At 70.0% G+C, this 26,039-nt stretch carries 23 protein-coding genes and 4 tRNA genes; 12 read left to right on the top strand and 15 right to left on the bottom strand.

Annotation, left to right across the window (positions count from 1 at the left end; genetic code table 11):
- Nucleotides 1-85: 85 nt before the first annotated feature.
- Nucleotides 86-463 carry a DUF5655 domain-containing protein gene (locus ABZ459_RS42580; RefSeq protein WP_357983570.1) on the bottom strand — a complete coding sequence of 126 codons (378 nt, stop codon included), beginning with the start codon at nucleotides 461-463 and terminating at the stop codon, nucleotides 86-88.
- Nucleotides 464-1,106: 643 nt separating this feature from the next.
- On the opposite strand from ABZ459_RS42580, the gene ABZ459_RS42575 reads away from it, so the two are divergent.
- Nucleotides 1,107-1,409, top strand: a complete 303-nt coding sequence (locus ABZ459_RS42575) for a hypothetical protein (RefSeq protein WP_357983567.1) — start codon at nucleotides 1,107-1,109, stop codon at nucleotides 1,407-1,409.
- A gap of 454 nt (nucleotides 1,410-1,863) precedes the next feature.
- Here ABZ459_RS42575 and ABZ459_RS42570 read toward each other — a convergent pair whose 3' ends face one another.
- The 3 genes from ABZ459_RS42570 to ABZ459_RS42560 all read right to left on the bottom strand — a co-directional run bounded on the left by ABZ459_RS42570 (nucleotide 1,864) and on the right by ABZ459_RS42560 (nucleotide 5,665).
- On the bottom strand, nucleotides 1,864-2,070 hold the full coding sequence (locus tag ABZ459_RS42570) for a hypothetical protein (RefSeq protein WP_357983564.1): 207 nt from the start codon (nucleotides 2,068-2,070) through the stop codon (nucleotides 1,864-1,866).
- Nucleotides 2,071-2,251: 181 nt separating this feature from the next.
- Nucleotides 2,252-2,833, bottom strand: a complete 582-nt coding sequence (locus tag ABZ459_RS42565; RefSeq protein WP_357983561.1) for a dihydrofolate reductase family protein — start codon at nucleotides 2,831-2,833, stop codon at nucleotides 2,252-2,254.
- A 129-nt stretch (nucleotides 2,834-2,962) separates the two neighbouring features.
- Nucleotides 2,963-5,665: a LuxR C-terminal-related transcriptional regulator gene (locus ABZ459_RS42560; RefSeq protein ID WP_357983558.1), complete on the bottom strand. Its 2,703-nt coding sequence runs from the start codon at nucleotides 5,663-5,665 to the stop codon at nucleotides 2,963-2,965.
- 87 nt (nucleotides 5,666-5,752) lie between these two features.
- Between ABZ459_RS42560 and ABZ459_RS42555 the strand changes: the two genes are divergently transcribed.
- Nucleotides 5,753-6,055, top strand: a complete 303-nt coding sequence (locus tag ABZ459_RS42555; protein ID WP_357983555.1) for a hypothetical protein — start codon at nucleotides 5,753-5,755, stop codon at nucleotides 6,053-6,055.
- An 869-nt stretch (nucleotides 6,056-6,924) separates the two neighbouring features.
- Here the strand turns inward: ABZ459_RS42555 and ABZ459_RS42550 are convergent.
- Nucleotides 6,925-7,000: transfer RNA gene (locus ABZ459_RS42550), tRNA-Lys, on the bottom strand.
- Between the two features lie 49 nt (nucleotides 7,001-7,049).
- Complete coding sequence (locus ABZ459_RS42545) at nucleotides 7,050-8,204, bottom strand: acyl-CoA dehydrogenase family protein (protein WP_357983552.1); 1,155 nt, start codon at nucleotides 8,202-8,204, stop codon at nucleotides 7,050-7,052.
- A gap of 91 nt (nucleotides 8,205-8,295) precedes the next feature.
- Here ABZ459_RS42545 and ABZ459_RS42540 point away from each other — a divergent pair, with 91 nt between their 5' ends.
- Nucleotides 8,296-8,589: a PspC domain-containing protein gene (locus ABZ459_RS42540; protein WP_357983549.1), complete on the top strand. Its 294-nt coding sequence runs from the start codon at nucleotides 8,296-8,298 to the stop codon at nucleotides 8,587-8,589.
- Here the strand turns inward: ABZ459_RS42540 and ABZ459_RS42535 are convergent, their stop codons facing one another.
- Nucleotides 8,590-9,876, bottom strand: a complete 1,287-nt coding sequence (locus tag ABZ459_RS42535; RefSeq protein WP_357983546.1) for an MFS transporter — start codon at nucleotides 9,874-9,876, stop codon at nucleotides 8,590-8,592. It abuts the gene before it with no gap.
- Between the two features lie 109 nt (nucleotides 9,877-9,985).
- Nucleotides 9,986-10,327 (bottom strand): metallopeptidase family protein, encoded by a 342-nt coding sequence (locus ABZ459_RS42530; RefSeq protein ID WP_352360967.1) that lies wholly within the window; start codon nucleotides 10,325-10,327, stop codon nucleotides 9,986-9,988.
- A gap of 96 nt (nucleotides 10,328-10,423) precedes the next feature.
- Between ABZ459_RS42530 and ABZ459_RS42525 the strand changes: the two genes are divergently transcribed.
- From ABZ459_RS42525 to ABZ459_RS42500, 6 genes are all read left to right on the top strand, one after another.
- Entirely contained in the window at nucleotides 10,424-11,929 is a 1,506-nt protein-coding gene (locus ABZ459_RS42525; protein ID WP_357983543.1) for a metallophosphoesterase, read from the top strand.
- Nucleotides 11,930-12,002 (top strand) — tRNA-Glu (locus ABZ459_RS42520).
- A 100-nt stretch (nucleotides 12,003-12,102) separates the two neighbouring features.
- Nucleotides 12,103-12,177: transfer RNA gene (locus ABZ459_RS42515), tRNA-Asp, on the top strand.
- Between the two features lie 5 nt (nucleotides 12,178-12,182).
- A tRNA-Phe gene (locus ABZ459_RS42510) sits at nucleotides 12,183-12,259 on the top strand.
- 98 nt (nucleotides 12,260-12,357) lie between these two features.
- A complete protein-coding gene (locus tag ABZ459_RS42505; RefSeq protein WP_357983540.1) occupies nucleotides 12,358-13,152 on the top strand; it encodes a barstar family protein in 795 nt (264 codons plus the stop codon).
- Between the two features lie 155 nt (nucleotides 13,153-13,307).
- Nucleotides 13,308-13,436: a hypothetical protein gene (locus ABZ459_RS42500; RefSeq protein ID WP_357983537.1), complete on the top strand. Its 129-nt coding sequence runs from the start codon at nucleotides 13,308-13,310 to the stop codon at nucleotides 13,434-13,436.
- A gap of 233 nt (nucleotides 13,437-13,669) precedes the next feature.
- On the opposite strand, the gene ABZ459_RS42495 is transcribed toward ABZ459_RS42500, so the two are convergent.
- Nucleotides 13,670-14,722 carry a hypothetical protein gene (locus ABZ459_RS42495; protein WP_357983534.1) on the bottom strand — a complete coding sequence of 351 codons (1,053 nt, stop codon included), beginning with the start codon at nucleotides 14,720-14,722 and terminating at the stop codon, nucleotides 13,670-13,672.
- Nucleotides 14,723-15,339: 617 nt separating this feature from the next.
- On the opposite strand from ABZ459_RS42495, the gene ABZ459_RS42490 reads away from it, so the two are divergent.
- Nucleotides 15,340-15,831, top strand: a complete 492-nt coding sequence (locus ABZ459_RS42490; protein ID WP_357983531.1) for a hypothetical protein — start codon at nucleotides 15,340-15,342, stop codon at nucleotides 15,829-15,831.
- 264 nt (nucleotides 15,832-16,095) lie between these two features.
- Here ABZ459_RS42490 and ABZ459_RS42485 read toward each other — a convergent pair whose 3' ends face one another.
- Entirely contained in the window at nucleotides 16,096-16,950 is an 855-nt protein-coding gene (locus ABZ459_RS42485; RefSeq protein ID WP_357983528.1) for an isocitrate lyase/phosphoenolpyruvate mutase family protein, read from the bottom strand.
- A gap of 135 nt (nucleotides 16,951-17,085) precedes the next feature.
- Between ABZ459_RS42485 and ABZ459_RS42480 the strand changes: the two genes are divergently transcribed.
- A complete protein-coding gene (locus ABZ459_RS42480; RefSeq protein WP_357983525.1) occupies nucleotides 17,086-18,069 on the top strand; it encodes a DUF5937 family protein in 984 nt (327 codons plus the stop codon).
- Nucleotides 18,070-18,447: 378 nt separating this feature from the next.
- On the top strand, nucleotides 18,448-20,382 hold the full coding sequence (locus ABZ459_RS42475; RefSeq protein ID WP_357983522.1) for a protein kinase: 1,935 nt from the start codon (nucleotides 18,448-18,450) through the stop codon (nucleotides 20,380-20,382).
- A 175-nt stretch (nucleotides 20,383-20,557) separates the two neighbouring features.
- On the opposite strand, the gene ABZ459_RS42470 is transcribed toward ABZ459_RS42475, so the two are convergent.
- The 5 genes from ABZ459_RS42470 to ABZ459_RS42450 form a co-directional block, all read right to left on the bottom strand.
- Nucleotides 20,558-22,600, bottom strand: a complete 2,043-nt coding sequence (locus tag ABZ459_RS42470) for a cellulose binding domain-containing protein (protein WP_357983520.1) — start codon at nucleotides 22,598-22,600, stop codon at nucleotides 20,558-20,560.
- A 124-nt stretch (nucleotides 22,601-22,724) separates the two neighbouring features.
- A complete protein-coding gene (locus ABZ459_RS42465) occupies nucleotides 22,725-23,351 on the bottom strand; it encodes a response regulator transcription factor (protein WP_357983517.1) in 627 nt (208 codons plus the stop codon).
- Between the two features lie 3 nt (nucleotides 23,352-23,354).
- Nucleotides 23,355-24,545: a sensor histidine kinase gene (locus ABZ459_RS42460; RefSeq protein WP_357983515.1), complete on the bottom strand. Its 1,191-nt coding sequence runs from the start codon at nucleotides 24,543-24,545 to the stop codon at nucleotides 23,355-23,357.
- Nucleotides 24,542-25,267 carry an ABC transporter permease gene (locus tag ABZ459_RS42455; protein WP_357983513.1) on the bottom strand — a complete coding sequence of 242 codons (726 nt, stop codon included), beginning with the start codon at nucleotides 25,265-25,267 and terminating at the stop codon, nucleotides 24,542-24,544. The genes ABZ459_RS42460 and ABZ459_RS42455 overlap by 4 nt, the downstream gene beginning before the upstream one ends.
- Nucleotides 25,264-25,980, bottom strand: coding sequence for an ABC transporter ATP-binding protein (locus ABZ459_RS42450; protein WP_357983510.1), 717 nt, complete (start codon nucleotides 25,978-25,980; stop codon nucleotides 25,264-25,266). The genes ABZ459_RS42455 and ABZ459_RS42450 overlap by 4 nt, the downstream gene beginning before the upstream one ends.
- Between the last annotated feature and the right edge of the window lie 59 nt (nucleotides 25,981-26,039).

The following is a 26,039-nucleotide window of genomic DNA, read 5'->3' as shown; positions in this document are numbered from 1 at the left end:
CGGCGTGGGGGCGCCGAGTTCGTTCCCCTGTCTAATCGCACGGCGATCAGCTGACGACCGGGAACTTCGCACCTCGCGTCAAGACCTAAGCTCCCAGGTGTCCGCCCTGCCCCACTTCGTACGCCTCGCGTAGCCAACCGGCGAATTCCTCATCCAGCTCGGCGACATCAGAGATCCGGAAGGCATGAACATAAAGCCGCTTCGTGTACGGAGACACGCTGGTGATGCGACCGTCGTCGCCGATCGGTCGCTGGATGTCGAAGTACCCTCGGAGCCCTCGCGCGTCCGGCTTCGCTCCGGCGAATCCGCGACGGGTCCCCTTGACGGTGATCATGCTCTTGGACACCGCGTACGTGAAGGGCCCGCACGCCTCAACCAGCCTGACGAATTCGTGGTACAGGGCTACCGACGTGTCGGGCTTGCCGTCAAGATGATCATCGATCGTCCATGTCTTCTGGCTCATGAACCGCGAAAGTAGCAGGCGGCAGCGACGCTTTCCGGGCGGCGAACCCACACGCCCCTGATCATCCCGCCTGCCGCCCGGGCCGTCGATGCCATCGCCAAGCAGAGAGCGCTTCGAGCGCTGTGCCAGGTAGGGCCAGAGCAAGGTCACCCCGGACGCCGAGGCGAATCGCCTCCTGCGCTATCACCCCCAACGCCAGCACTTGAGCAGCGGATCCGGTCGGCCAGCTGCATGGCCTGCCAGAATCACGTCCAGCTGTTCCTGATCCCGCGCCTTGGCCTGATCCCGCGCCTTGGCCTGATCCCGCTCCGCCGGCTGTCGATGTGGCACGTGGTCAGGATGTACTCCGCTATGGCAAACCGATCAGCGCGGCCACCATGGAACGGATCCGCGACGCTGGGCATTGTGAAAAGCGTGCTCGGTGTGAACGCCGTGCGGGAGCCGGTACTTGGACGACGCCTACAACAAGCGGCCATCCGGATCTCCTCGGTCTGAGCTGTGCTCAGGCAACGTCTCCACTGCCACCCTGGTGAAGGCCAGGGCCTTGGCGGAGACGCTCGCCGTACGCCAAATCAGCGCGTACTCGAACGGCCCGACGTCGTGGAACGGGACGTAGACCAGGTTGGGCCGTGGATAGTAGCGGGTGCTGCACGCGGGCAGCATGGTGCGCTTCACCGGCAAGTGGCTGGACATGATCAAGTCCCTGCTCCCGGTGTACGCCAGGGAGATCGACAGCGGTGACTACAGCGACGCCGCCTCTTCGGTGAACCTCTTCCTGGCCGGAGCGGCCCATGACGAGGACCTCGCCCGGGAGACGAACGTCGACGTGACCTGGCTCGGCCCGCTGAACGACCTGCTGAGACGAGCCGTCGAGGTCGGCCACGGCGACCACAGCATCTCCGCCCTCACCGAGGTGCTCGGCAAGCCGACCTCACCCGCCGGCTGAGAACGGAGGGGCTCGGCAGCGTCAGCGACCGCCCGAACACGCTGTCGAGCACCACCTCTGACCCAACTCTCGATTCTTTGATCAGAGGGTGTGTGAAGGTGCAGGCCGGAGTGGTAGGGCGCCCGGGGCTCGAACCCGGAACCTACGGATTAAAAGGCGACAGGTTCTATGCCGGGCGGTGTCTCACCATTTCAATTGTGTCGCTCTGTCGAATTCACCACATTTAAAATGTCTGAAAATGTCGGCGCGTGTCCGTGGGTACCGATGGCCGAAGAGCACGCGACGAGCACGCGGCCCGTGATGCGGCCCACCATTGTGCGCTCTTGACGTTCGATCTGTGCCGAATTCGGACGGCGGCGGAGGGGGTAGCCTATTTGCCTTTTCTTGCCAGTGGGTGATGGCGTTTGCCGCAGAGTTGTCGTTCGGCTCGGTTGCTACCAGCGGTCGTGAGACGTCAGGTTCTCGTGAAGACATCCGCTGCCAACGTGGTGAGGGAGGCGGTGTGCAGCAAGGCTGCCGCTGCTTCGGCTGAATCGGCCACGACTCGTTGAATCGGCCATTGGGGCAGTTCCTGCTCAGCCGCGACGGCGCCAAGTACCAGTTCGGCGTCTGGGCTGGCCCTCCCCGGCATCAGCTGATCGCTTTCCTGATGTTCGCGCACGACTCGCATTGCATCTGCAACCCACTGGCGTGCTCGTGCCCGGCGAGCCCGTGTGCCAGGGTCGCCGTCCGACTCGAAAGTGACCGTCACCTGCCCCATGCCGGGGATTGGCCTCCACCCGGGCACGGGTGCGCAACACACCGATACGCAGCAGTGCGTGCGAGGCCGCCCTGTCGGGGCCCTATTTCTTGACCCGGTAACGCAGGTGGGTGACGCCGGTGCCTTCGACGACCGCGATGGGCCCGTCGAACTGCACCGGTGCGGTGCCGAGCTCGCCGAACAGCGTCTTCCCGCCGCCCAACAGGACCGGTACCAACTCGACGCCGACCTCGTCGAGCAGACCGGCCTCCAGGCACTGCCGGGCCATTTGCCCGCCGTTGACGGCCACGTTCTTGTCCCCGGCCAATTCCTTGGCCTTGGCCACCGCCGCCTCGATGCCGTCGGTGACGAAGACGAAGTTGTCATCGTCGTCCGGACGGTCGTCGGGGCGCTGGTGGGTGAGCACCACTGTGGTCACGTCCATCGGGTGGCGCCCGCCCCAGGCGTTGGTCATGTCGAAGAGGTGCCGGCCGACGATCAGCGCGCCGGTGTCGTCCCATTCGGGCTTGACCAGCGCGGCGCTGGCCGCGGAGATACGGAGCCGCGGCGGAATCTCGACCTCGCCGTTGCCGTACCACTGGAACAGCAGGTCGAACCCGCTTTTTCCGGGGCCGGCGATGTAGCCGTCGAGCGACATCGTGGCGCCTGTGGTGACCTTGCCCATCGCGTTGTCTCCTTCGCTGCCGAGAACCCGGCCAGGCATTGTGGCCTGGCCGGCCGTGCAGCACAGCGTCGCAGTCGTGGGGCGACCGCCACATGCGTGGTGACCACGTGCCCGGCACGCGACCACCACCTACGTCAGCTTCGGACCGGCGAGCAGCTCTACCGTGACCTGGTGCTCGAACCGGGCCCCCATCCGTTGCCACAGTTCGGCCGACCTGGCGAGTGCGTCGGCGTCGCCACGGAGCCGGCCGGCGGCGCGCAGCAGGGTGGCGGTGGCCCAGTCGTTGCCGGCGCTGTCGGCCTGCGCCGCGGCGAGATCGGCCTCGGCCGACGGCACGCGGGCGACCACCGCGAGCTCGACGGTGGCGGCGCGGGCGAGCACCCGGTACCAGGAGCTGGCCGGCAGTCGCCGGGCGCGCTGGGCCAACTCGGTGGCCTGGTCGAGGTCACCGAGCCGTAGCGCGAGCCGGGCGTCCACCAAGGTGATCAGCGGGTCCAGCAACGGCCAGCCCATACTCACCGGGTCACTCATCGCCGCGGCCCGGGCCCGCCACTGCGCGACGCGCTCCCGGTCACCGCGCAGGCCATGCGCCAGCACGGCGAACGGCATCGTGAGCCAGACAAAGAACGCCCGCGGTCGGCCCGCGCGTTGCCAGCCCGCCCACATGTCCTCGGCGAGCTGCACCGCGTCGTCGAGGTCGCCGGACAGGACGAGCACCGGAACGGTCTTGCTGGCCGCCAGGTACACGCTGTCGCCGGACAACTCGGCGTCAGAGATCAGCCGCGCGGTCGACCTGGCGGCCGGCAGGTCGGCGGCGGCCACCGCGGTCAGCGAGGACAGCCCGCGCGCGTCGCTGATCTCGACCGCATGTTCCGGGTGGTGCGGGTCGAGCGGGGCGAGCAGCTCGAGCCGCTCGGCGGCGATCCGGTGCCACTCCGCGACGCGGCCGTCGTTGATCGTGGCCACGCGCACCGCGTCCAGGCTTGCGCTGATCAGTACCGGGTCACCGGTCGCGCGAGCGGCCGCGACCGCAGCCGCGGTCAGCCCGGCCTCGGGCCGCAGGGTATCCGGGTGGGCGGTCCACACAGCGGCACAGGCCAGCCGGGCGGCGACGACCGGCTCGTCCGGATCCCCGGCCGCGGTCGCCTCGGCGAGCAGCGCGCGGCGCCGCTCGAACGGGATCTCGTCGCGGAATACCACCTGGAACCGGCCAGTCAGCTCTACCGCCTGCGCCAGCGCGATGGCCCGCGCGTTGCCCGCGCCGGCGTCCCGCGCCCGGTCGGCGGCGGCCAGCCGCAGCTCGAACGCTCGATCGGCGTCGTTGCCGACCTGCGCGCAATCCGCCGCGCTGGCCAGATCCCGGGCCGCCTCGCCCGCATCCGGCGCGCATCGGGCGGCGTGGGCGTACCAATCGGGCGCCTGCCACAGGTAACCGCGCGCGAACGTGAGCCAGGCGAGGGTGCGAGCGAGCCGGTGGGCCTCGGCGTCGGGCTGCTCGTAGCCGGTCAGCGCGGCCCGAAGATCGCCCGCCAGCGCGTCGAACTCGCCATGCCAGGCCGCACCGGGCCGCCCCGCGAGACCGACGGCCAGGTCAGTGGCCAGGTCGGCTGCCCAGCGCAGGTACCGCCGCCGCACCTCGGCGTGCTCGGGTTCGTCCGCGAGTCGCTCGGCGGCGAACGCCCGGATCGTGTCCAGCAGTCGCCACCTGCCGTGCCGGTGCTGGACCAGGCTCTTGTCGACCAGCCGCCCCAGCACGTCGGCGGCCTCGGCCGCGCCCACCCCGATGACCGCGGCCACCGCCGACAGGTCGAAGTCGCCGACGAACACCGACAGCCGACGAAGCACCGCCCGTTCGTCTTCGGTGAGCAGGTCATGGCTCCATCCGATCACCCCGCGCAGCGACCGGTGCCGCACCACCGCACCGCGCCCGCCAGCCAAGAGCCGCAGATGGTCACCCAACCCGGTCAACAGCCCGGTAGCGCCGAGCGACGCACTGCGCGCCGCGGCCAACTCGATCGCGAGCGGCAGGCCGTCCAGCCGCGCACACAGGTCGGCAACGGTCGCGGCGTCGTACGTCCCAGCCTGGTGCGCCAGCTGCGCGCGGTCGCGGAACAACTCCTCAGCGTCCGAGCCCAACGGCAGTGGTGCGACCGGGTGAACCAGCTCACCGGACAGCCCGAGCCGCTCGCGGCTGGTCGCGAGGATCGTCGCCGGGCTCGCGGCCAGGATTCGCTCGACGAACTCGGCGACCGCGTCGGGTAGGTGTTCACAGTTGTCCAGCACCAGCACCGACGGGCCACGACGCAACCGGGCCAGGACCGCCTCCTGCCCGTCCGCGTGCTCGGCCACGTCCAACACCGCCGCCACCGCATGCCCGAGCCGGCCGTCGCGCACCGGCACCAGATCCACGAACGCCGCGCCATACCGGTACTCGGCCGCCACAGCGGTCGTGACCACCTCCGCGAGCCGGGTCTTGCCGACCCCACCCGGCCCGACCAGCGTCACCAACCGACCCCGCGCCAGCGCCGCCCGCACCGCCTCGACCTCGGCCCGACGCCCGACGAAGCTGGTCCGCGAGCGCGGCAACCCGGGTATGTCGCCGGGCAAGGTCACCGCACCCGCACCGCCGGCCCGCGCGGCAAGCGCTTGCCGGTCGGCGACCCCGTACTTACGCAGCAACGACGACACATGGCCCTCGACCGTGCGCACCGAGATCTGCAAGCGGCGGGCGATCTGGGCATTGGACAACCCCGCACCAAGCGCCGCGAGCACCTCACTCTCACGCGCTGACACCGGCACAGACACCTTCACCGCCACATCCTCACCGATCACGCACCACCCCGGTAGGTATCTACCGCGTGACGAGCACGGGGTCGCCACGGATACCAGCCAGACTCCCGCGGGTCCACCCCTGAGACCGTGCACGCCCGCGATGAGTTCACCCCACCGCGACCAGACCAGGCGCTGCGCCGACTCGACTTCCTGGCCGGCACCTGGTCGCTCAGCGGCCAGTTCGACTCATCCGGCGAGACCGGCGGCGAGCTGCGCGGCACCGCGACCTTCCGCTGGCTGCCCGGCGGGTTCTTCCTCGTGCACCACTGGTCACACACCTTCCACCTCGACGGCCACCTCGTGCAGGACACCAGCTACGAGTTCGACGACTACGTCCCCGAGACCGACGCCTTATCGCGCACACTTCTTCGCCAACCTCGGCGGCTATGACGAGGCCGGCAACAAGTACCTCGGCCACTTCGACGGCCCCGAGCCGGTCTCCTCATCGGACCGGTCCGCACCACGCGCAGGAGAGCCCCGCCTACGCCAGGACATCCCAGCCCTCCGGCCCTCCGGCGAAAGAAGGTCAAGTACACCTCCCCGGACCCGGCATGACCGCTACCTAGGAGACGAGTGCGTCGCAGGCGCCCAGCTCGACACCGAGGTCGAGGCAGTCTCGCGATCTTTGGCGGCCTGTGTCTCGATGACCCCTCCTAGGGTCGGGGCGGGGCGCACAGCAGAGGACCGGGTACGACTTGGCCGCTCCTCGGCGCGATTGGCACGCCGATCCAAGCGGCGTGCAGACCACTTCGCGCATCCGTGCAGACGACTTCGAAGACTGACACAAGTGTAACGATCCTGGCTCTACTCTCGGGTTTCGGGACCGTTTAAGAGTCACTCAAGTCGTTTTGGGCAACTGCTCGGTATCTACGCTCAAGATCCGCAACCCGCCGATGGATACTGGTCTGTTACGGATCGATGGTTCCAGCCATGCAAGTTGGGCGACCGCTGTGTCGACCGCGCGTGAACTCGCCCGAAGGCGGCTTGACCACCGCTTGGACGGGTCTGTGACCGAGCTGGGCGTGTCCCGCCCACCAGTCCTTCCATGATGCCCATTGGTTGGGTGTCGTTCAGGTCTGGCTTTTGATCCGGCTCCAGGCGCCGATACCCGGTGGCACAAACCGGTCTATTTCGATGTCGCTATCGGCCCGCCGATGTGCCGGACACGTGCCGAAGAGCATGTGACGAGCATGAACTCGGTCGTTTTCGCCCCTCAAGAGGCAGTCGACGAGTAAGCCCAGGGCAGGTGGGGTGTGGAGTGGTAGGGCGCCCGGGGCTCGAACCCGGAACCTACGGATTAAAAGTCCGCAGCTCTGCCAATTGAGCTAACGCCCCTCGCACGAGCAAGGGTACAGAGATTACCGCCCCGCCCGCGACGCCTCCATCACCGGTAAGCGGGCAGCCCCGTCAGAGCCTCCCCGAGCACCAGTGTGTGAATCTCCTGGGTCCCCTCGTACGTCAGCACAGACTCCAGATTGTTCATGTGCCTGATCACAGGGTACTCCAGGGTGATCCCGTTTCCCCCCAGGACGGAACGGGCCTGCCGGGCGATGTCCAGGGCGGCCCGTACGTTGGCCAGCTTGCCGAAGCTGATCTGCCGGGGCTCCAGCCGTCCCTCGTCCTTCAGGGCGCCCAGGTGCAGGGCCGTGAGCTGGGCCTGGGCGGTGCCGACGTACATCCAGGCCAGTTTCTCCTGGGTGAGCTGGAACGCGCCGATCGGCTTGTCGAACTGGACGCGGGTCTTCGCGTAGTCCACCGCAGACTCCAGGCAGGCGCGGGCGGCCCCGACGACCCCCCACAGGATGCCGAAGCGGGCCTCGGACAGGCACGACAGCGGGCCCTTGAGGCCGGTGACGTCGGGCAGCACGGCGGAGGCGGGCAGGCGGAGATCGTCGAAGTACAGGGACGAGGTGACCGAGGCCCTGAGTGACAGCTTCTTGTGGATCTCAGGGGCGGAGAAGCCCGGGGTGGAGGTGGGGACGACGAAGCCGCGGACGCCCTCGTCCGTCTGCGCCCACACCACGGCGACGTCGGCGATCGAGCCGTTGGTGATCCACATCTTGGAGCCGTTGAGCACCCAGTCGGAGCCGTCCCGCTTGGCGTACGTGCGCATGTTGGCGGGGTCGGACCCGTGGTCCGGCTCGGTCAGGCCGAAGCAGCCGATCGCCGTGCCGGCCGCCATGCGCGGCAGCCATTCCTCCTTCTGCTCCTCGGAGCCGTACCGCCAGATGGGGAACATCGCCAGCGAGCCCTGCACCGACACGAACGAGCGCAGGCCGGAGTCGCCCGCCTCCAGCTCGCGGCAGGCCACGCCGTAGGAGGTCGCGTCGGTGCCGGCGCACCCGTAGCCCTCCAGGTGCATCCCCAGCAGGCCGAGCGAGCCGAGCTCCGGCGCGAGCTCGCGCGCGGGGAAGACGGCCTCCTCGAACCAGTCGCCCACGTGCGGAAGGACGCGGTCGGCGACGAAGGACCTGACCGTGTCGCGGATCAGCCGCTGGTCGCCGTTGAGGCGGTCGTCGAGGCGCAGCAGATCGTCCATGGCGGGTCCTCTCCTCGCGTAAGGGGTTACCAGGGTTCTACCAGGGACAATCCTGATGTGCTAACACCGGCCCCAGGGGCAGTCTTGAGACATGAACGAATACAGCGAGCACAACGTCAAGAAGCTTCGCCGCACCAACAAGGGCCGGATCGTCGCGGGCGTCTGCTCGGGCATCGGTGAGTACGTCGGCATCGACGCGAACCTGATCAGGGTCGCCCTCGCCATCGCCACCCTGTTCGGCGGGGTCGGCGTCGGCGTGTACGCGATCGGCTGGCTCCTGCTGCCGGACGAGGAGCGGGACACCTCGATCGTCCAGGACCTGATCAGCAAGCAGCAGCAGCGGAACGCCACCGACTGGACCGGCGAGCACAAGCCGCAGCAGTGATCAGGCCGGCGCCCGGGCGGGCAGCTCCTGGGCATCACGGTCGTCCCGGGACTCGGTCCACATCAGGGCGAGCACGGCCGCCGCGATCACTCCGGTGATGCCGGAGAGCGCAACCACCAGCTCAGGACCGAGTCTCTCCGCCGCGAACCCGCCGACCAGGATCCCGATCCCCTGCACGGCCATCAACCCCGACTGCACCAGCCCGAACGCCTGGCCGCGCCGCTCCGGCGGCACATTCTGGACGAACGCCGCGTTCGCCGCGAGCTGGTACGCCCCACCGATCCCCGACAGAACCCACGCGGCCAGCACCACCGCGAGCGGCGGCCGGAGCGCCGTCACGGCCAGGGGCGCGCAGCTCAGCATGGCCATCCACCCCATCAGCCGCAGCCGCCGCGCCGGGGTCACGAACCTGCTGAACAGGAACGCGCCCACCACCGTGCCCGTCGGCATCGCGGCCATCAGCAGACCGGTGATCACGGGCACCGACAACGACCCCGTGGCGAGTTCGGCGGCATAGGGCACGGCGAGGCCCTCAGGGAGGATGTAGAAGCCGCACAACCACGCGAACAGGACAAGCGTTCGCAACCTGTGCGAGCCGAAGACGAGTCGGGCTCCCGCCCTGGTCATCGCCCACATGGACGGCTTCGCGCCGTCCTGGCCGGCGGCCGGCCGCGGGCGCACCCCGGAAACCAGGATCAGGGCCGAGGCGAGGAACGTGGCCGCGTCGAGCGCGAGCGCCCGGTAGGGGCCCAGGGTGGCGATCATCGCTCCGCCCGCGGCGAAACCCAGCATCTGTACGGCCTGGTTCGTCATGTTCTGCAACGCCGAGCCGACGACGTACCGGTCGCCTTCGAGCACCTCGGGCAGCAGCGCCGCGCGCGCCGCCGAGAACGGGGCGCTGAGCAGCACCACGAAGAACACCAGCACGCACAACGCCCAGAACGGCATCACCGGCAGCGCCATCACGCCGACCAGCACCGCCCGGACGACGTCGCAGGTCATCATGACGCCCCGGCGCGCGAACCGGTCGGCCAGCCCCGCCAGCAGCGGCCCCCCGACGATCGACGGAAGGTACGTCAGCGCGTAGACGGCCGCGGTGGCCAGGGGCGACCCCGTGCGGGAGTAGACGAGGACGGCGAGCGCCACCTGGGCGAGCTGGTCACCGAGGAGGGAGAGGCCCTGGCCGTACCAGAGTGCCCGGAACTCCCGGATGGCGATGACCTCGCCGTAGGTGGCCTGGTCTGTCTCGGCACGGCGATGCCGTCCCGGCGGCCTACCTGCCTGCATGGCCCCCATTGGACTCCGCTGTGCCTGACTCACCGTGTTCGCTATGTGACCTAAGGTGCCCGATCATGAGGCAAGGCGCAACCCAAAGAAGTCAACGGGCTGCAAAGGGTCACCAGCCCAGTTCGTGAAGTCTGTCATCGCTGATCCCGAAATGGTGTCCCACCTCATGGACAACGGTGATGCGCACCTCGTTAACGACTTCCTCTTCTGTCTTGCATATCTGACATATGGGATTGCGGTAGATCTCGATCCGGTCGGGCAGGACACCTGAGTACCAGTCGCCGCGCTCCGTGAGGGGGACACCGGTGTACAGGCCGAGCAGGTGGGGCTCTGGCGGATCATCGACGACCGTGACGACGACGTTGCTCATGACGCGGGTGAGCTCGGCGGGGATCGTGTCCAAAGCCTCGGCCACGAGTTCCTCGAACTTCTCCCGCGAAACCTCGATCACGCATGCCATTCTGCCCTGTCGGTCAGGTATGCAAGAAACTGTATGAAGTTCGCTGACAGGTTGAAAGCAGTCATTCGATCACGTGCAACGAGGGCCGTGGCGGTGCTCCTGGTGGCCGCTGCCGGCGCGTGGCTGGGCATCTTCCTGAGCGGCACCGTGCACGCCCAGGTCGGCCCGGTCGAGACGGGCATGTCGCTCAGACCCGCCTGGAACGGCGAGACGGTCGTCGACGCCAGCCCCCTCGGCACGCTGACCTTCCAGACCCACGACGCCCCGCTCAGGCTCCGCATCACCCTGGAGAACATCGACCAGGAGCGCGCCAAGGCGCTCATCGAGGACCCCAAACTGGCCGACCGCCTGCCGGGCCTCATCGAGAGCGACCTCCTGGACGGTGTGCGCGCCCTGGCGATCCGCAGCATGCTGTGTGCCGGGGCGGGGGCCCTGATCGCCGTCCTGATGGTCTACAGGCGCCCCAGGACGGCTCTGGTGGGGCTTCTGGCGGCCTCTGTGGGCCTCGCGGCCACCGGGGCCCTCGCCGCCCTCACGTTCCGCCCCAACTCGCTCGTGGAGCCGCGCTACTCGGGTCTGGTCGCCGCGGCGCCGTCGCTCGTGGGCAGCGCGGAGTCGATCGTGACGAAGTTCGAGTCGTACCGGTCGCAGCTGACCAAGCTCGTCACGAACGTCTCGAAGCTGTACGACACCGTCTCGACCCTGCCGCTGTACGACGCCGACCCCAATTCCATCCGGGTCCTGCACGTCTCGGACATCCACATCAACCCCATCGCCTGGAACGTCATCCGCTCGCTCAAGGACCAGTTCGCCGTCGACATGATCATCGACACCGGTGACATCTCGGACCACGGGACCAAACCGGAGAACAAGTTTGTCGACGAGATCAGCCGCCTCGGGGTGCCGTACGTGTACGTACGGGGCAACCACGACTCGATGATCACCCAGAAGGCGGTCGAGAGGCAGAAGAACGCCGTGGTCCTGGACGACAGGGTGGAAAAGGTCGCGGGCCTGCGCATCTACGGCCTGGGCGACCCCCGGTTCACCCCCGACAAATCGGTGGCCGTCGACTCGGACCCGGACGCGCTCCAACAATTCGCCCGCTCACACCTGCCCAACGTGGACAAGGCGGACGTAGTGGCCGTCCACGACCCTGTCGTCGGCCGCGGCTTCAGCGGGGCCACGCCCATGATCCTGGCCGGTCACACGCATGACCGGTCGACGTCCATGTTGCCGTCCGGCTCGCGGATGCTCGTCCAGGGCTCGACCGGCGGCGCCGGCCTGCGGGCGCTCGAACACGCCCAGCCCACGCCCGTACAGGCCTCGGTTCTGTACTTCGACCGGGAGACACGCCGCCTGCGTGCCTGGGACGACATCACGCTGGGCGGCCTTGGGGAGCAGTCGGTGTACATCCAGCGTCACGTGGAGGCCGACCCACAACGTATGATTTCTCCGGAGCCAACGAACGCCCCGTCGCCAACGGGAACGGTCACTGGCACTGCGTCACCGACCGCCGGTCAGCCACTTTGGCATCAAGGGCAATCGTCCCCTATGCTTCAGAGGTCTCCGACGGAAGGCGACAGGGAATCCTGAGCCCCCATCGTCTAGCGGCCTAGGACACCGCCCTTTCAAGGCGGCGGCACGGGTTCGAATCCCGTTGGGGGCACTTGCGAGTGTTTGGCGCACCGCGAACCGGCTGGTCGAAAGGCCACCGGGAAGCTGGTAAGCTAAGCAAGCGCAAACAGAAAGAAACGCAAGAAACGCAAGGTCCTGTAGAGCAGTTTGGAGTGCTCGCCACCCTGTCAAGGTGGAGGTCGCGGGTTCAAGTCCCGTCAGGACCGCTCTGGGTCAGGTAGCTCAGTTGGTACGAGCGTCCGCCTGAAAAGCGGAAGGTCGGCAGTTCGACCCTGCCCCTGACCACCAGCTTTGAACAACAAGGAAGCCCCGAGCGGATTACCGTTCGGGGCTTTTTGGTATCCACTGACAGCAACGTCTCGGATGCATGCATGAGGATCGGGTCCGTGGATATCAGTCAGCCGAAGTTCTTGCTGATCGACGGAGATGGGCGCGTTCTCGGCACTTGCCTCGATGCCGAGGGTGTCTTCGTCGAGGCGGCGGAGGGCGATGGGCCTGTGACGGTCGAGATTCTGGGATGCCTTCCTTCTCAGCGGTTACGTGACTACCTGGGGAGTTCCAATCGGTACCGCCTGAGAAATCCTCTCTGGCTGGAAGGGCTTCGGATGCTCGACGCGGCAGGAGAGCCTCTTGCGGACTTCTGGGTGAGCGAGATCATCGAGTGGCGGCCCTCGCGGCTCGGCTCCGAACGGGCGGACATCATCGCCAAGTGGGGCTACGACAGCCCGCAGGCCGGCACGCGGCATATCTGGGAGCGCTGGCGGACGGCCCGGCCTGACCAGATCAACCAGTGGGCGGTGTACGACTCGGAGGGCAGACGGGAATGGCTGACCCTTGTCGGCCGCAGCAGGTTCCGGCAGATGGGTCCAGTGGATCGTCCGGCAGGACGTGTTTATTGCCTCGATGGAGCTCACGTCACTGATATGACCTCCTTCTACCTCGCAGTCGGAGAAGCCGTCAACGGGCCGGGGGGCTATTTCGGTTGGAATCTCGATGCCCTGAATGACTGTCTGTGCGGAGGGTTCGGGGCAACGGCACCGTTCACCTTGGTCTGGAGCGACTCCCAAGTTGCGCGACGGGCTCCGTCGACGCTCTTGGAGCAGGTGGACCACTCTCCGACCTTTTTCGACGCCATTCAGACGATCTTCGCGGGGCTCGAGGTGAGTGTCGTGTTGAGGTGAGCGTCAGCCCGCACACATGTCAGGTCTCAGGTTCCGTGCGACAGATCCGGCTAGATGATCTATGGGCCCTCTGGGCTGAGAAGACGGTTGCTCACTGTTGCCTTCCAGACAGGGGTTACCGTGACGGACGACGAGGTGGAGTCGCTCACCACTGCGTGGCGAACTCGGTGGGACAGCGGTACGCCGACACCGAAGACGAGTACGAGATCATCCTTGATCGTCATCACCGGGTGCTCGCCGCGCAGGGCACCCATGCGGTCACGGTGCGAGGCCAAACCGGTTGATCGACACCATCGGGCGACCCGGGGCAGGCAGGCCATCGACTCCGCACGCCGTCCACGAGGAATGCCGTACGGGGGAAAGCATTGTGGTCCGGTCATCCAGACAGGTCGCATCTTCGGGGGCGGTATTCGAAGCCACTACCCCGATTTTCAGCCCGGAACGGCTCCCCGTGGGGAGATCGAGGACTGATCCGGCTGTCCCACCGGCAGGGCCACGGTGCTGTGATGATGGGCGGTCAGGTCAGCTCGTAGATCAGGAGGGTGCCGTCCACACGCCGGGCCAGAGTCCATAGCCGGGTGCTGTTCGGTTCCGGGACGATGTCCACGATTCCCGCCCACCCCCCTCCCGCGGGCAGCGTCGATCTGGTCATGCGGCCACCGCGGAAGTTGAGCACGTACGACTGCGCGTGGGCGGGGTTGGCGGCGACCCACACGCCGCCGACCCGGTCCGCGCGGACGGCAGGCAGCCAGGTCTTGGCCAACGGCAGGTTCAGCCACCTCCACGCGGTGCCGTCCCAGCGCACGATCATGCCGCGGTCGGGCACCTCGCAGGACCCGGACCGCTCGTATGCGCCCTGCGTCACCAGCCACACGTCGTCGTGGGCGCGGGCCGCCATGCCGTAGAAGCCCCCGGTGGGGGAAGGGGGGCAACCAGGCGCGGGAGGCAGGGGAGCGGTGACCCATCCGGAGCCGTTCCGCCGTATCGCCGCTGTCGCTCCCGGAGGATGGATCAGTGCCCATGCCTCGCCCCCGTTGGGGGCGGCGACGAGCGAGACCTGGTCAAGGTCGCCGTACGGGCTCGGCTTGGGGACCGGTTTCCACGAGCGGCCGTCCCAATGGCTGAGTCCTGATCCGGAGTAGTCGTCCGGGCCACCGTGTTCGGAAATCCAGACGTCGTCCTTGGCTCCGACGGCGACGGATCCGCGCTCGTACTTGCTGGTCCACGGGCGGGATACCCACTGGCCGCCGGTCAGCTGGAACGGGCGGTCCCCGGAGAACATCCACAGGTCGTCCCCTGAGGGGGAGGCGGCGAAGCGCGCGTTGTAGGCGCTGGCGCCTTTCGGCAGCACGGTGGCCCGCCAGGAGGCGCCGTCCCAGCGGAGCATCGTCGAGCTGGTCTGCTGCCTGCCGTGCTGGAGGAGGGCCCAGGCCTGTCCCTGCCCTGTGGCGCCCATCGTGCCGGTCCATCCCCGCACCGCGTACGTGAGCCGCCACGTGGCCGCCCACGTCGCCTGTACGTCCGCGCCGCAGACCGCGAGCAGGAGGACGAGGACCGTCGCAAATCTCACGAACGATCACGCTATCCCGCACGAAGAGGGCGTGGCTGGATCTTGGTTACATGATGTAGGCAGTGCTGACATTTCCCTCGGCCTTCAAGAGGCCGGACCCGCCGTGGCTCTCCTTGGTCGAGGCCTGCGGCAGGGTACGGCGGGTTCCGTGACGGCAACGCTGACGGCAACGTCGGTCACCAAACTCACACGAAGGGCACCACGGACGGCCGGCTGAGTCCTCGTAGCAGATGAGGAGCAGGACGATTGCTACGCCTGAAAGCGGAAGGTCGGCAGTTCGACCCTGCCCCTGACGCCTGAGTGGCCGTGAGGCCACGGTTGACCTTGTACTGGGGGCGAGATCTTGATGAGCTTCGCGACGTTGCGCGGTGATCTCTTTCCGGACGGCGCTCCCCAGGGCGTTCCTCAGAACGGTGTGGATGAACTGGACCATCCGAGGCTCGATCTTGTAGGCACAACACTCGCCGCTCTTCTTGGCGAAGTGCTCGGACGGCTTCCGCGCCTTGTCCCATCCGCGCTGGCGACACAGGCAGCCGGACCGAAACGACGTCACGAACTGGCGGACGTCGGCCGCGTTGAGCCTGTCGAGGCGCTTCTTGCCCAGGCTGGGGAACGAGATGGCGCTGGACGAGGCTCTGAGCCTGTGCCTTTCGGTTCCCAGCGCGATGCCGACTTTGACGAAGGAGGCGTGGCGTGGAGCTCGTCTTCGAGCGCTGCGAGTGACGGGCACAGTCGTCGGGCGTGCCGAGAGCCTTTCGCTTCGCCCTTCTGGAGGCGTGTGCGTGGATCGTCATGGTGGCCGCGATGTCGCTGTGGCCGACGATGTGCGGCGGGGCGTCGAGGTCCAGTTCGTCCACGCCGTTAGCCGTGTCGTATGCCGCCGCTACGGTTCGGTCGTGGATGACGATTTCAGGAATGGCCTCATCTGGTGGTCCACGCACCGCGCCACTGTTGGACTGGTCGTGCGTGACGGCATCGTGGTCGAGGCTGCCCCGTACGCCCGGCGATGGGCGCAGGGACGCGACGCCCGCGAGATCTACCGCAAAGGGGAGTCGCAGAAAGGCGTGACTCTCGCATGGGTGCCGGCGACGGAGACCGGGCGAATGTGAGGAATCCAAGGATCGCGATCGAGAGCCTTCGATCTCACTTACGGGAACTCGATCCTGACGATTGTGCTGCTCAGTGGGTCGTGCGGCGGTTGGAGGGCCGGGGATTCGACTACGTTCGCGTACTCCGGGATCGGGTCATAGCGAAGTGCGCCCGATGACGGTGTCACCGGGTTCGCCTGGCCAGCGGTGGGCCGCCGCGTGTCGCGTTATCGACGGCTCGGGGCATGGCGTGGCGGCGGCCAGGGCTCGGCTGTCGGGGTGGGGTCAAGGGTGGAAGAGGGTGTTCAGGGTGCTGAAGTCCAGGGAGTCGGTCAGGGAGTCGTAGGTGCCGGTGGTGAGGAGTTCGGCGGCGGCTTGGCGGGCGGCGGTGTAGGCGGTTTGGGCGAGCGCGGTGCCGAGGCTGATCCGGCGGACGCCGGCCTGGGTGAGTTCGGCGATCGTGGGGCCGCCGGCGACGGCCATCGCGTTGACCGGGAGCGGGGACTCGGCGCACAGGGTGGCCAGCGCGTCGAGGTCGAGGAGGCCGGGGACGAAGATGCCGTCGGCGCCGGCCTCGGCGTACGCCGCCGTGCGCTTGAGCACCTCGTCCAGGCGGCCGGCGGAGGGGCCGATGGCGAAGAGGAAGACGTCGGTGCGGGCGTTGACGAACAGTCCGGGCAGGCCCGCCGCGGCCGCCGCCTCCCGGGCCGCGTGGAGTCTGGCGGTCTGGTCGGCGAGGTCGAACAGCGGGCCGCCGACGGCCTGGGAGTCCTCCAGGTTGACGCCCACCGCACCGGCTCCGGCCACGGCCCGGACGGTGTCCGCGACGTCCTCGGGGGCGGGGCCGTAGCCGCCCTCGATGTCGACCGTCACGGGGAGGTCCACGGTGTTCACGATGCGCTGGGCGGCTTGCAGCATCTCGTCGCGGGTGAGGTGCTGGCCGTCGCCGCGGCCGAGGGACCAGGAGACGCCGCCGCTGGTCGTGGCGATGGCTGTGGCGCCGGCTGCGGCGATCACGGCGGCGCTGGCGGCGTCCCAGGCGTTGGGGAGGATCAGTACGGAGTCGGCGCTGAGCTTGCGGAAGAGGTCCGCCTTCCTCTCAGAGGAGGGAGAAGCGGAGGAGGAGTTGTCCACAGACATGTGGGTGACCGCCTTCGGGGTGTTCGGAGTCCGGCACCATGGCTCGGTGGGTGCCTGGTCCGGGATGTTGCCGGGCCGCGAGGTAGGCGTCCATTGATTAAGCTCTGACCGAATCGTGGACCTCCGGGAGGCGGGATGAAGGCGCGGCTGGCCTTTTCGGTGAACGATCTGGCCGAGACCCGGTTCGCCGTCTCGTCCATGTGGGAGGTCGTCACGAGTTGCCGGGCGCTGGCCGCGGCCACGGTGCCCGATCCTCATCGTGGGTGGGCCGAGCAGGTGCGTCCCCGGGTGGCGGCGGCGGGGCTCGATCGTGGGTGGCTGGCCGACATGGTGGCGCCCGTCGGCCATTTCCCGGACTTTCTCAATCCGACGACCGCGTCCCACGAGCTGCCCGACGAACTGGCGGCCATCGAGGCCACCGACCCCGAGCAGGTACGACGAGACCTCGACCTGTTGTCCGCCGAGCGGGACGGCCGGTTGCCGCCCCGGTTGCGGAACCTGCACCGCAATCCCCGGGCGTACCTGCCCAAGGTCGTCGCGGAGATCGAGACCTACTGGGAGCTCGCGATCGCGCCCTACTGGGCGCGGATCCGGTCGGTGCTGGACGCGGACGTCTTCCACCGGGGCCGCCAGGTGGCCGAGCACGGTACGGCGCGGACGCTCGACCAGCTCCACCACACCGTGCGCTGGGACAGCGGCGGTCTCCGGCTGGCAGAGCGGCACTGTGCGATCACCAGGATCGAGACCGGTGCGGGGCTGCTTCTCGTGCCGTCGGTCTTCGCGTGGCCGCGGGTGCTGACGCGGTCCGTCGCGTCGGAGCCGCCGCAGCTCGCCTACCCGGCGCGTGGCATCGGCGCGTTGTGGGAGTCGCGGCGGCATGCGCCCATGGACGCGCTCGCCGCCGTGATCGGCCGTTCCCGGGCGTTGATCCTGGCCGAACTCGACTCGCCGGCCTCGACCACCGAGCTCGCCGAGCGGTCGGGGATGTCCGCGGCGGGGGTGTCGCAGCATCTCACCGCGCTGCGGGCCGCCGGGCTGACCAGCACTCACCGGGCGGGCCGCACGGTGTTCTACGCCCGCACGGGTCTCGCGGACGCCCTGCTCACGGCACAGGTGTGAGCTGGAGTGGAGCCATCAGAGGGGCTCTTGTGGGGTGAGGGCGGGGGCGCTGGTGGGGGTGAGGATGGGGCCTTCGAAGGGCGCTGGTGGGGCTGAGGGTGGGGTCTTCTGAGGGGGTCTGGTGGGGGTGGGGCGGCTGTTCGGTGCGTTGGCGGCGTTGCGGCTGATCGTTGGGTGGGTTGGGTGACAGGCCGGACGGAGGCCGGTGCGGGCCTTGTGCTCGCTGCTGGGCTGTGGGGGTGGTTCTGGCCCGGCGGGGTGCGCGGCCGGGGGGCCTGGTCAGCCGGGGGCGTGCTGTGAGGCCGCGGAGGCGTTGATCTTTTTTGTCTGGATCATCCTGACTATTGTGATCCCCACTGTTCGGGGGAAAGGCGGGCGATGGACGAGGGTGGGGCCGAGGCGTTCCTGGGCAGCCGGTACGTGCTGCTCGACGAGATCGGCGCCGGGGCCATGGGGACCGTCTGGCGGGCACGGCACCGGGAGACCGGCGAGATCGTGGCGGTCAAGCTGTTGCGCAGCAACCTCGTCGGCGACCAGGACCTGGTGCTGCGGTTCGTGCAGGAACGCAATGTGTTGCGCACCCTTCGCCATCCCCACATCGTCACGATGCGCGACTTCGTCATCGAGGGGGAGCGGCTCGCGCTGGTGATGGACCTCGTCGAGGGCGGGGATCTGCGCGGCCTGCTCCAGCAGCACGGCACGCTGCCGCCGGCCATGGCCGCCGAGCTGATGGCCCAGGTCGCCGAGGCGCTGGCGGCGGCGCACGCGACGGGCGTCGTCCACCGGGACGTCAAGCCGGGGAACGTCCTGATCGACGGGCCCACGGGGCAGGTCCGGCTGACGGACTTCGGGGTCGCCCGGATCGTCCTCGGGCCGGGGCTGACGCAGACCACCTCGATCATCGGCACGCCCACGTACCTGTCGCCCGAGGTGGCCGACGGCGGTGCACCCACGCCGGCGGTGGACGTCTATGCGGCCGGTCTGATCCTCTACGAGCTGCTGGCCGGGCGTCCGCCGTTCGTGGGTGAGCATCCGATGGCCCTGCTCCGGCAGCATGCGATGGCCATGCCGCGGCGGTTGCCCGGGATGCCCGACGCCCTGTGGTCGGTGATCGCGGCCTGCACGGCGAAGGATCCGGCGGGGCGTCCGGCGGCCGGGCAGGTGGCGGTGGCGCTGCGGGAGGCGGGGCCGGTGGTGGCGGGGCTGGCCGCCTTGCCGCGGGTCGGCAGGTCGGACGCCCCGTCCGCGACGTCCGAGCCGCTGCCGGGGCCGCCGCCGGGTTCCTCGCCGGCCGCCGCCGGGCCGCCCGGTGAGCCCGCTCAGGGTCCTGCTCCGCGCGCGGCCTCTGGGGAGATCGCCGGGGCCGGGGCGGCCTCGGGCGTCGCCGGTGGGGACGGCACGGTTCCGTCCGCTGGGCGGGCCGCGGCCGCCCAGGTCGGTACGGTTCCACCCTCGGGGCGGGCCGCCGCCGGCCAGGCGGGCAAGGCGGTTGCGCAGCCGTCCGGACGGTCCCGCCGGCGGCTGGTCGTCATCGCGAGCACCACGGCGGCGGTGGCGCTGACCGCGGCGGCGGTGGCCGTCATGGCCCCATGGCGGACGCCGGGTGCGGGGGCCGTGAACGACGCGGCCGGGCTCTCGGTGTCCAGGTCGCCCGATGCGGTCGGCACGTCGACACCCGTCGACCCCGGGACGGCGAAGCAGACCCCTGTCCCGTCGGAGGCGGACGAGGAGACGTCCGGCACCGAGGACGAACCGCTCAAGTCGTCGGCGAAGAAGACGCCGAAGGAGTCCGTCCGCACGCCGGGCACGGCCGTCCCGGAACGGACGCCGAACGCGACGACGGACCCCACGCCGAACCGTACCGCCGACCCCCGCCGGACGCCGGCCGACCGGAAGACGGAGGCCCCGCACACCGTGGACCCCGAGACCGACGGTGACGGCGCCCCGCCGCGCAGCTCCCAGCCGGACTGGAAATGCCGCTCGTGGATCTCCGCGGGCAGCGGCGTGGAGATGTCGCCCTGCATGGCCATGGTGGGCGACGTCTTCTACCTGATGGGACGCATCCGAGGGGCGAGCTCTGTCCGGTCGGACGTGCACGTCCAGCTCTACAACACCGACGCGGACCGCAACGTCTCCCAGCCCTTCACCTGCTCCGGGGTGTCCCCGAGGAACGACGGCGAGGTCGCCACCTGCGGGCCGTTCACCACCACGGCGCCGGCCATCCGGGCCAAGCATGACGTGCGGCAGCGGTGGCGGCGGACGGGCACGGCGGCGTTCGGCGGCGGCGCCGAGAGTCCCTGGATGTTGTGGTGACGGCCAGACCGGACGGCCCCGAGAGCCCCTTCCTGCTGTGGTGACGGTCAGACCGGACGGCGGCGAGAGCCCCTGCCTGCTGTGATGACGGCCGGGCCGGGCCTGAAGGGCCTTCGCCGCGCACCCGGCCCCGGCTCACGAGTCCGTGGCCCAGGGCCGGGTGCGGGGAGCCGGGTCACTGTCTGGTGGTGCAGACGGTTCCGTTGAGGGTGAAGACGGTGGGCAGGAGATTCGGGCCGGCGTAGTTGCCGACGAACCCGATCGTGGTCGAGGCGCCCGTGGCCAGGGAGGCGTTGCCGGGCTCGCTGACGGCCTTGACGGTCGAGCCCGTCTGGGTCCAGGTGGCGCTCCAGCCGCTGCCGAGGCTCTGCCAGGGCCTCGGCCAGCTGAAGCTCAGGGTCCAGCCGTTGACCGGGGCGCCGTTGTTGGTGATCTCGACGGCGCCGACGTAGCCGCTGGCCCAGTCGGTCTGGTCGGTGAATCGGACGGCGCAGGAGCTGGTCGCCGGGGTGCCGGTGGTGAAGGTCAGGGGCGGTGAGGCCCAGGAGACGCCGCCGCCGCTGTCGCGGGCGATCACGTTGACCGTGTAGGTGGTGCCGGGCTTGAGGTTGCCCACCGTGTAGGAGGTGCCGGCGGTCTCGCCGAGCTGCTCGCTGACGGCGCCGTTCTGGCGGTGGAGCTCGTACTTGACGATCGGGCGGGCGCCGGGGGCGGCGGCGGGCCAGGAGACGGCGGCGGCCCGGTCGGTGACGTTCGAGGCCGTCGGGCGGCCGGGCGCGCCGGGGAGGCCGGTCGGGGGCGCGGCGGGACGCACGACGACGGTGGTCAGGGAGAGCGGGGGCAGCGTCTGGCTGGTGGCGGTGCCGGTGGTCGAGGTGGTGATGGCGGTCGCGCCGTTGACGTGCGTCAGTACGGTGGGCGCGCCCGTGGCCGGCGTGAAGCCCGCGTAGTCCACGGCGACCGGGTAGGACGTGTCCGGCGAGGTGTTGATCAGCATGACCGCCAGGTCGCCGTCCGGCCGCCGGACGGCGTGCGCGCTGACCTTCGGCTGGTCGGTCGCCGCCCTGACGAACTGGTCACCGGCCCGGGCGAACACGCTGACCATCCGCAACGCGTGGTAGGGCGCGAACGGCGTGTTCAGCGGCGGTTCGCAGACCCCGGAGGAGTTGCAGACCCCGCTGGACAGCAGCCCGAAGTCGCCGTAGTCGGTGTGCCCCTCGACCTCGGTGACGTTGCCGATGCCGTTGTGCACGTTCCACCAGTCGACGGTGAACACGCCGTTCGCCAGCAGGCTCGCGTAGGCGTCGGCGGCGGCCAGGGCGCCGGGCTGGGTGTTCGTGCCGTTGCTGCTGGAGCCGGTGTTGAACTCGGTCATCGCGATGCCGATCCGGTCCGAGCCGGGCCCGGCGTACGCGGCGAGCTGCTGCCGGGTGAGCCGGATCATGTCGGGCACCTGACCGGCCCTGTCCAGGGCGCCGGGGTACCAGTGGAGGATCACGAAGTCGATCTTCGGTCCGGCGAGGGACAGGACGACCTTGTTCCAGCTCCCGTCGTCGCCTTCGGCCGTGATGGCGTCGGGCCAGTTGGCGGGGGTGGTCAGCACCGCGCCGACCTTGATCGTCGGGTCGGCCGCCTTCATGGCGTCGGCGTAGGCGACGACGTGACGGGCGTACTCGGCCGGGCTCTTGTCGGCGTGGTCGTCGGCCTCCCAGGCGCTGCCGTAGTGGCCGTTGCCGTAGTTCTCGTTGCCGATCTCCCAGTACTTGACGCCGTAGCCCTTGGTGACGTTGGCGTGCCGGACCCAGGCGGCGGCCTCCTCGGCGGTGCCGGTGCCGTAGTTGGCGGTCACCATGGCCTGCGCGCCGGTACGCCGTACGCCGCGCATGAAGGTGTCGAAGTCGGTGTTCGGGGCGACGTACCCGCCGGGGGCGGTGTGGTCGGCCCAGTGGTAGATGTCGGAGTAGGAGCCGCCGGGGTAGCGCAGCAGCTTGACGCCGGCGTCCTTGAGGAGGTCGGCGGTCTGGTCGGTGCCGAGGTTCGCGTCCCAGATCGCATGGTTGGAACCGATGCCGGTCTCGGGGGCGGTGGCCAGGGCGGCGCGGGCGTTGACGGTCACCGTGACGGGGGTGACGTCGTCGGCGCGCGCCGGGGGAGCGATCAGCGCGGTGAGGGTCAGGAGGGCCGCGGTCGCGGCCCTGGGCAGGATCTTGCCAGGCATCGGGGTACCTCGCCGTGGGTAGCGGTATGGCTCGACGCCCCCTCCTGACCAGGAGGCAAGCATGATCATGCGACGTGGGGTCCGGCCCGTCAATCGGCGCTGAAACTTTCACGGCCCCGGCCGGTCAGGCGGGCTTGAGCAGGCCCCTGTCGTACGCCGCCGCGACGGCCGCCGCCCGGTCGTTGACCTCCAGCTTGGCGAAGACGTGCAGCAGGTGGGTCTTCACGGTGGCCTCGGTGACGAACAACTTCCTGGCCACCTCGCGGTTGGTCGCGCCGCGGGCGATGAGGCCGAGCACTTCGAGCTCTCGCGGGCTCAGCTCGCGCCGCTCCGGGGGGTGCGCGTGCCGCGTCAGCACCCCGGCCACGGCCGGCGACAGCACGCTCTCGCCGCGGGCCGCGGCCAGCACGGCCCGGCGCAGCTCGGCGCGCGGCGTGTCCTTGAGCAGGTAGCCGGTGGCGCCCTGCTCGATCGCGGGCACCACGTCGGCGTCGTCGCCGAAGGTGGTCAGCACGAGCACGTGCGTGCCAGGGCACTGCTCGCGCAGCAGGCGGATGAGCTCGGCGCCGCTCGGCCCCGGCATGCGCAGGTCGAGGAGCACGACGTCGGGGGCGGTGCGCAGGGCCACCGCGAGCGCCTCGGCGCCGTCGGCCGCCTCGCCGACCACCTCGAAGCCGTCGGTCTCGAAGATGCCGCGCAGCCCGTCGCGGACCACGGGGTGGTCGTCGACGATGATCAGGCGTACCGGCATGGCTCACGTTCCCGGGTCGGCGGGGATGGCCGGAACGGTAGCGGAGATCGCCGTGCCCTGGCCAGGGGCGCTCTCGACGGCGAGGCTGCCGGCCAGGCGGGTGACCCGCTGCCGCATCGCCACCAGCCCGAAGCCGCCGCCCGAGCCGCTGCCCGAGCCGCCGCCCGGCCCCGGGGCGAAGCCGGACCCGTCGTCGCGGACGTCGAGCGCCACCACGTCCTCCATGTAGGACAGCGTGATCCCCACCCGGGAGGCCCGCGCGTGCTTGCCCACGTTGGCCAGCGCCTCCTGGGCCACCCGCAGCAACGTGCTCTCGACCTCGGTGTGCAGCGGCCGGGCGTCGCCCGTGACCGACACTGTGGCCGACACCTCGCAGGCCCGCGACCAGGCCGCCGCCACCTCCGACAGGGCGGTCCCGAGCTGCGCCGCCGTCGCCAGCGGCGCCGGGCGCAGCGCCTGGACCGAGCGGCGGGCCTCGGTCAGGCTCTCCCTGGCCAGCTCCCGTACGGTCGCCAGCCGCGCGCGCACCGCGGGCGTCGCTCCGGCGGCCTCGTCGGCGGCCTCCAGCTGGGTGAGGATGCCGGTCAGCCCCTGGGCCACGGTGTCGTGGATCTCCCTGGCCAGCCGTTGCCGCTCGCCCAGCACGCCCGCCTCGCGGGCCTGGACCAGGAGCCGGGCCTGGAGGTCGGCGTTCTCCTCGGCGAGCGCGGCCAGCCTGGCGCTCTTCTCCTTGAGCTGCGCGTTCTGCTCGGAGATGGTCTGGAAGACCAGCCCGGTCATGGACGCGACCAGCACCCCGACCACGAAGGAGGCCAGCAGCTCGACCGGAGCGCGACCGGCCGGCGGACGGGCGGCGACCAGCGTCCCGACCGTCACCGCGACCCCGGCGTACGCCCACCACCCCGGCAGCAGCGCGAAGCACTGGACGAACACCCCCACCCCGGTCACGGTGAAGACCGTGTCCATCCGCACCAGCGCCGCGACCACCGCCAGCAGCACCACGAAGTACCCGGCCACCACCCACGCCCGCGCGGTCCAGCCGGGCCGGAAGGCCACCACGAACCAGTGCCAGGCCGCCGCGAACAGCGCCAGCGCCAGCACCTCGACCCGCCACACCCGCAGCAGCGAGAACAGCGCGGGAAGCAGCACCAGCAGGTACGGCAGGGCCGAGATGGCCCGCTCCCACCGGCTCACCACCGCAGGGCCCTCACCGCGAGGCCGCCCGCGACGGCGCCGACCGCCACCATGATCCCGAGGGCGAGCGGCGGCAGCGCACCGGCCGACCAGCCGTCGCGGATCGCCTGGACGGCGGGCGCCATGGGCGTCAGGTCCCCGATCGCCCGCATCGACCCCGACATGGTCTCGCGAGGGATCACCGCGCCGGACAGGAACACCATCGGGAAGAACAGGGCGAGCCCGATCACCGTCGCCGCCCGTCCGCTGGGGGCCAGCGCGCCCAGGAGCAGCCCGACGGCGCCGAGGCTGAGCGCGCCGAGCAGCCAGGCCAGCAGCACGCCGGGCAGGCTCGCGGGCGCGCTCAGCCCGTAGCCGGCCACGCCCAGGACGACCAGCAGCACGCTGCCGAGCACCGCCAGCAGCATGTGCGCGGCCCACTGGGCGCCGCACAGCATGAACGGCGTGGCGGGCGTGGCCCGCAGCCGCTTGAGCACCCGGCGCTCCCGGTACTGGGCCAGCGTGGCCGGCAGGACGACCAGCGCGGCCAGCCCCACGACGAAGACGATCAGCATCGGCACGGTGGCGTCGACCAGCCGCTCGCCGCCGGGCAGCGGCCGGTCGCCGCCGCGCAGCTTGACCCAGAGCATCACCAGTGGGAAGCCCAGCGCGAAGTACGCCGACATCGGATCGCGCAACCCCAGCCTGAGCTCGACGGCGACGACCCTCGTGAAGCCCTTCATGCCTCGGCCCTCCCGGTCAGCGCGAAGTAGGCGTCCTCCAGGGAGGCGGCCCGCGCCCGGCCGATCAGCTCGGGCGGGCTGCCCTCGGCCACGACCCGGCCTTGGTCGACGACGGCGATCCGGTCGCACAGCGCCTCGGCCTCGTCCATGAAGTGGGTGACCAGGACGACGGTGATCCCGCGGTCGCGCATGGCCCGGATCAGCCCCCAGGTGGTGCGGCGGGCGTCGGGGTCGAGGCCGGTGGTCAGCTCGTCGAGCAGGACCACCTCGGGGTCGCCGACCAGGGCCAGCGCGATGAACAGGCGCTGCTTCCAGCCGCCGGACAGGCCGCCGAAGCGGGCGTCCTTCCTGTCGGTGAGGCCCCATTCGTCCATGATGGCCCGCCAGTCGGCCGGGCGGTCGTACAGGGAGGCGTAGAGCCGCAGGGCCTCGCCGACCTTGATGCCGTCGGGGAGTGCGGCCTCCTGCAACTGGGCGCCCACTCGCTGGAGCAGCGCGCGCCGGTCGCTCTGCGGGTCGAGGCCCAGCACGCGTACGCTGCCGCCGTCGGGACGCCGCAGCCCGGACACGCACTCCACGACCGTCGTCTTCCCGGCGCCGTTGGGCCCGGCGAGCCCGAAGATCTCGCCGCGTTCCACGGTCAGGGAGAGGCCGTCGAGGGCCCGGGTGTGCCGGTAGCTCTTGCGCAGGTCGTCGATCTCGATGACTGTCATGATCCGAGCATCACGGGGGAGCGGCGTCCCGCCCATCCACCGATCGGTGGATGGGCGGG

Source organism: Nonomuraea sp. NPDC005692 (assembly GCF_040631115.1).
In the GTDB taxonomy this organism is placed as follows: Bacteria; Actinomycetota; Actinomycetes; order Streptosporangiales; family Streptosporangiaceae; genus Nonomuraea.
Note: the sequence above shows the minus strand (reverse complement) of the source record. Positions and strands in the feature narration are given on the sequence as shown.

Coding starts and splice junctions, on each gene's coding strand:
- ABZ459_RS42580 (WP_357983570.1), bottom strand. CDS start 463: ATGAGCCAGAAGACATGGACGATCGATGATCATCTTGACGGCAAGCCC.
- ABZ459_RS42565 (WP_357983561.1), bottom strand. CDS start 2,833: ATGGGCAAGGTCACCACAGGCGCCACGATGTCGCTCGACGGCTACATC.
- ABZ459_RS42545 (WP_357983552.1), bottom strand. CDS start 8,204: ATGGACGATCTGCTGCGCCTCGACGACCGCCTCAACGGCGACCAGCGG.
- ABZ459_RS42540 (WP_357983549.1), top strand. CDS start 8,296: ATGAACGAATACAGCGAGCACAACGTCAAGAAGCTTCGCCGCACCAAC.
- ABZ459_RS42535 (WP_357983546.1), bottom strand. CDS start 9,876: ATGCAGGCAGGTAGGCCGCCGGGACGGCATCGCCGTGCCGAGACAGAC.
- ABZ459_RS42490 (WP_357983531.1), top strand. CDS start 15,340: ATGGCGCTGGACGAGGCTCTGAGCCTGTGCCTTTCGGTTCCCAGCGCG.
- ABZ459_RS42485 (WP_357983528.1), bottom strand. CDS start 16,950: ATGTCTGTGGACAACTCCTCCTCCGCTTCTCCCTCCTCTGAGAGGAAG.
- ABZ459_RS42480 (WP_357983525.1), top strand. CDS start 17,086: ATGAAGGCGCGGCTGGCCTTTTCGGTGAACGATCTGGCCGAGACCCGG.
- ABZ459_RS42475 (WP_357983522.1), top strand. CDS start 18,448: ATGGACGAGGGTGGGGCCGAGGCGTTCCTGGGCAGCCGGTACGTGCTG.
- ABZ459_RS42470 (WP_357983520.1), bottom strand. CDS start 22,600: ATGCCTGGCAAGATCCTGCCCAGGGCCGCGACCGCGGCCCTCCTGACC.
- ABZ459_RS42465 (WP_357983517.1), bottom strand. CDS start 23,351: ATGCCGGTACGCCTGATCATCGTCGACGACCACCCCGTGGTCCGCGAC.
- ABZ459_RS42455 (WP_357983513.1), bottom strand. CDS start 25,267: ATGAAGGGCTTCACGAGGGTCGTCGCCGTCGAGCTCAGGCTGGGGTTG.
- ABZ459_RS42450 (WP_357983510.1), bottom strand. CDS start 25,980: ATGACAGTCATCGAGATCGACGACCTGCGCAAGAGCTACCGGCACACC.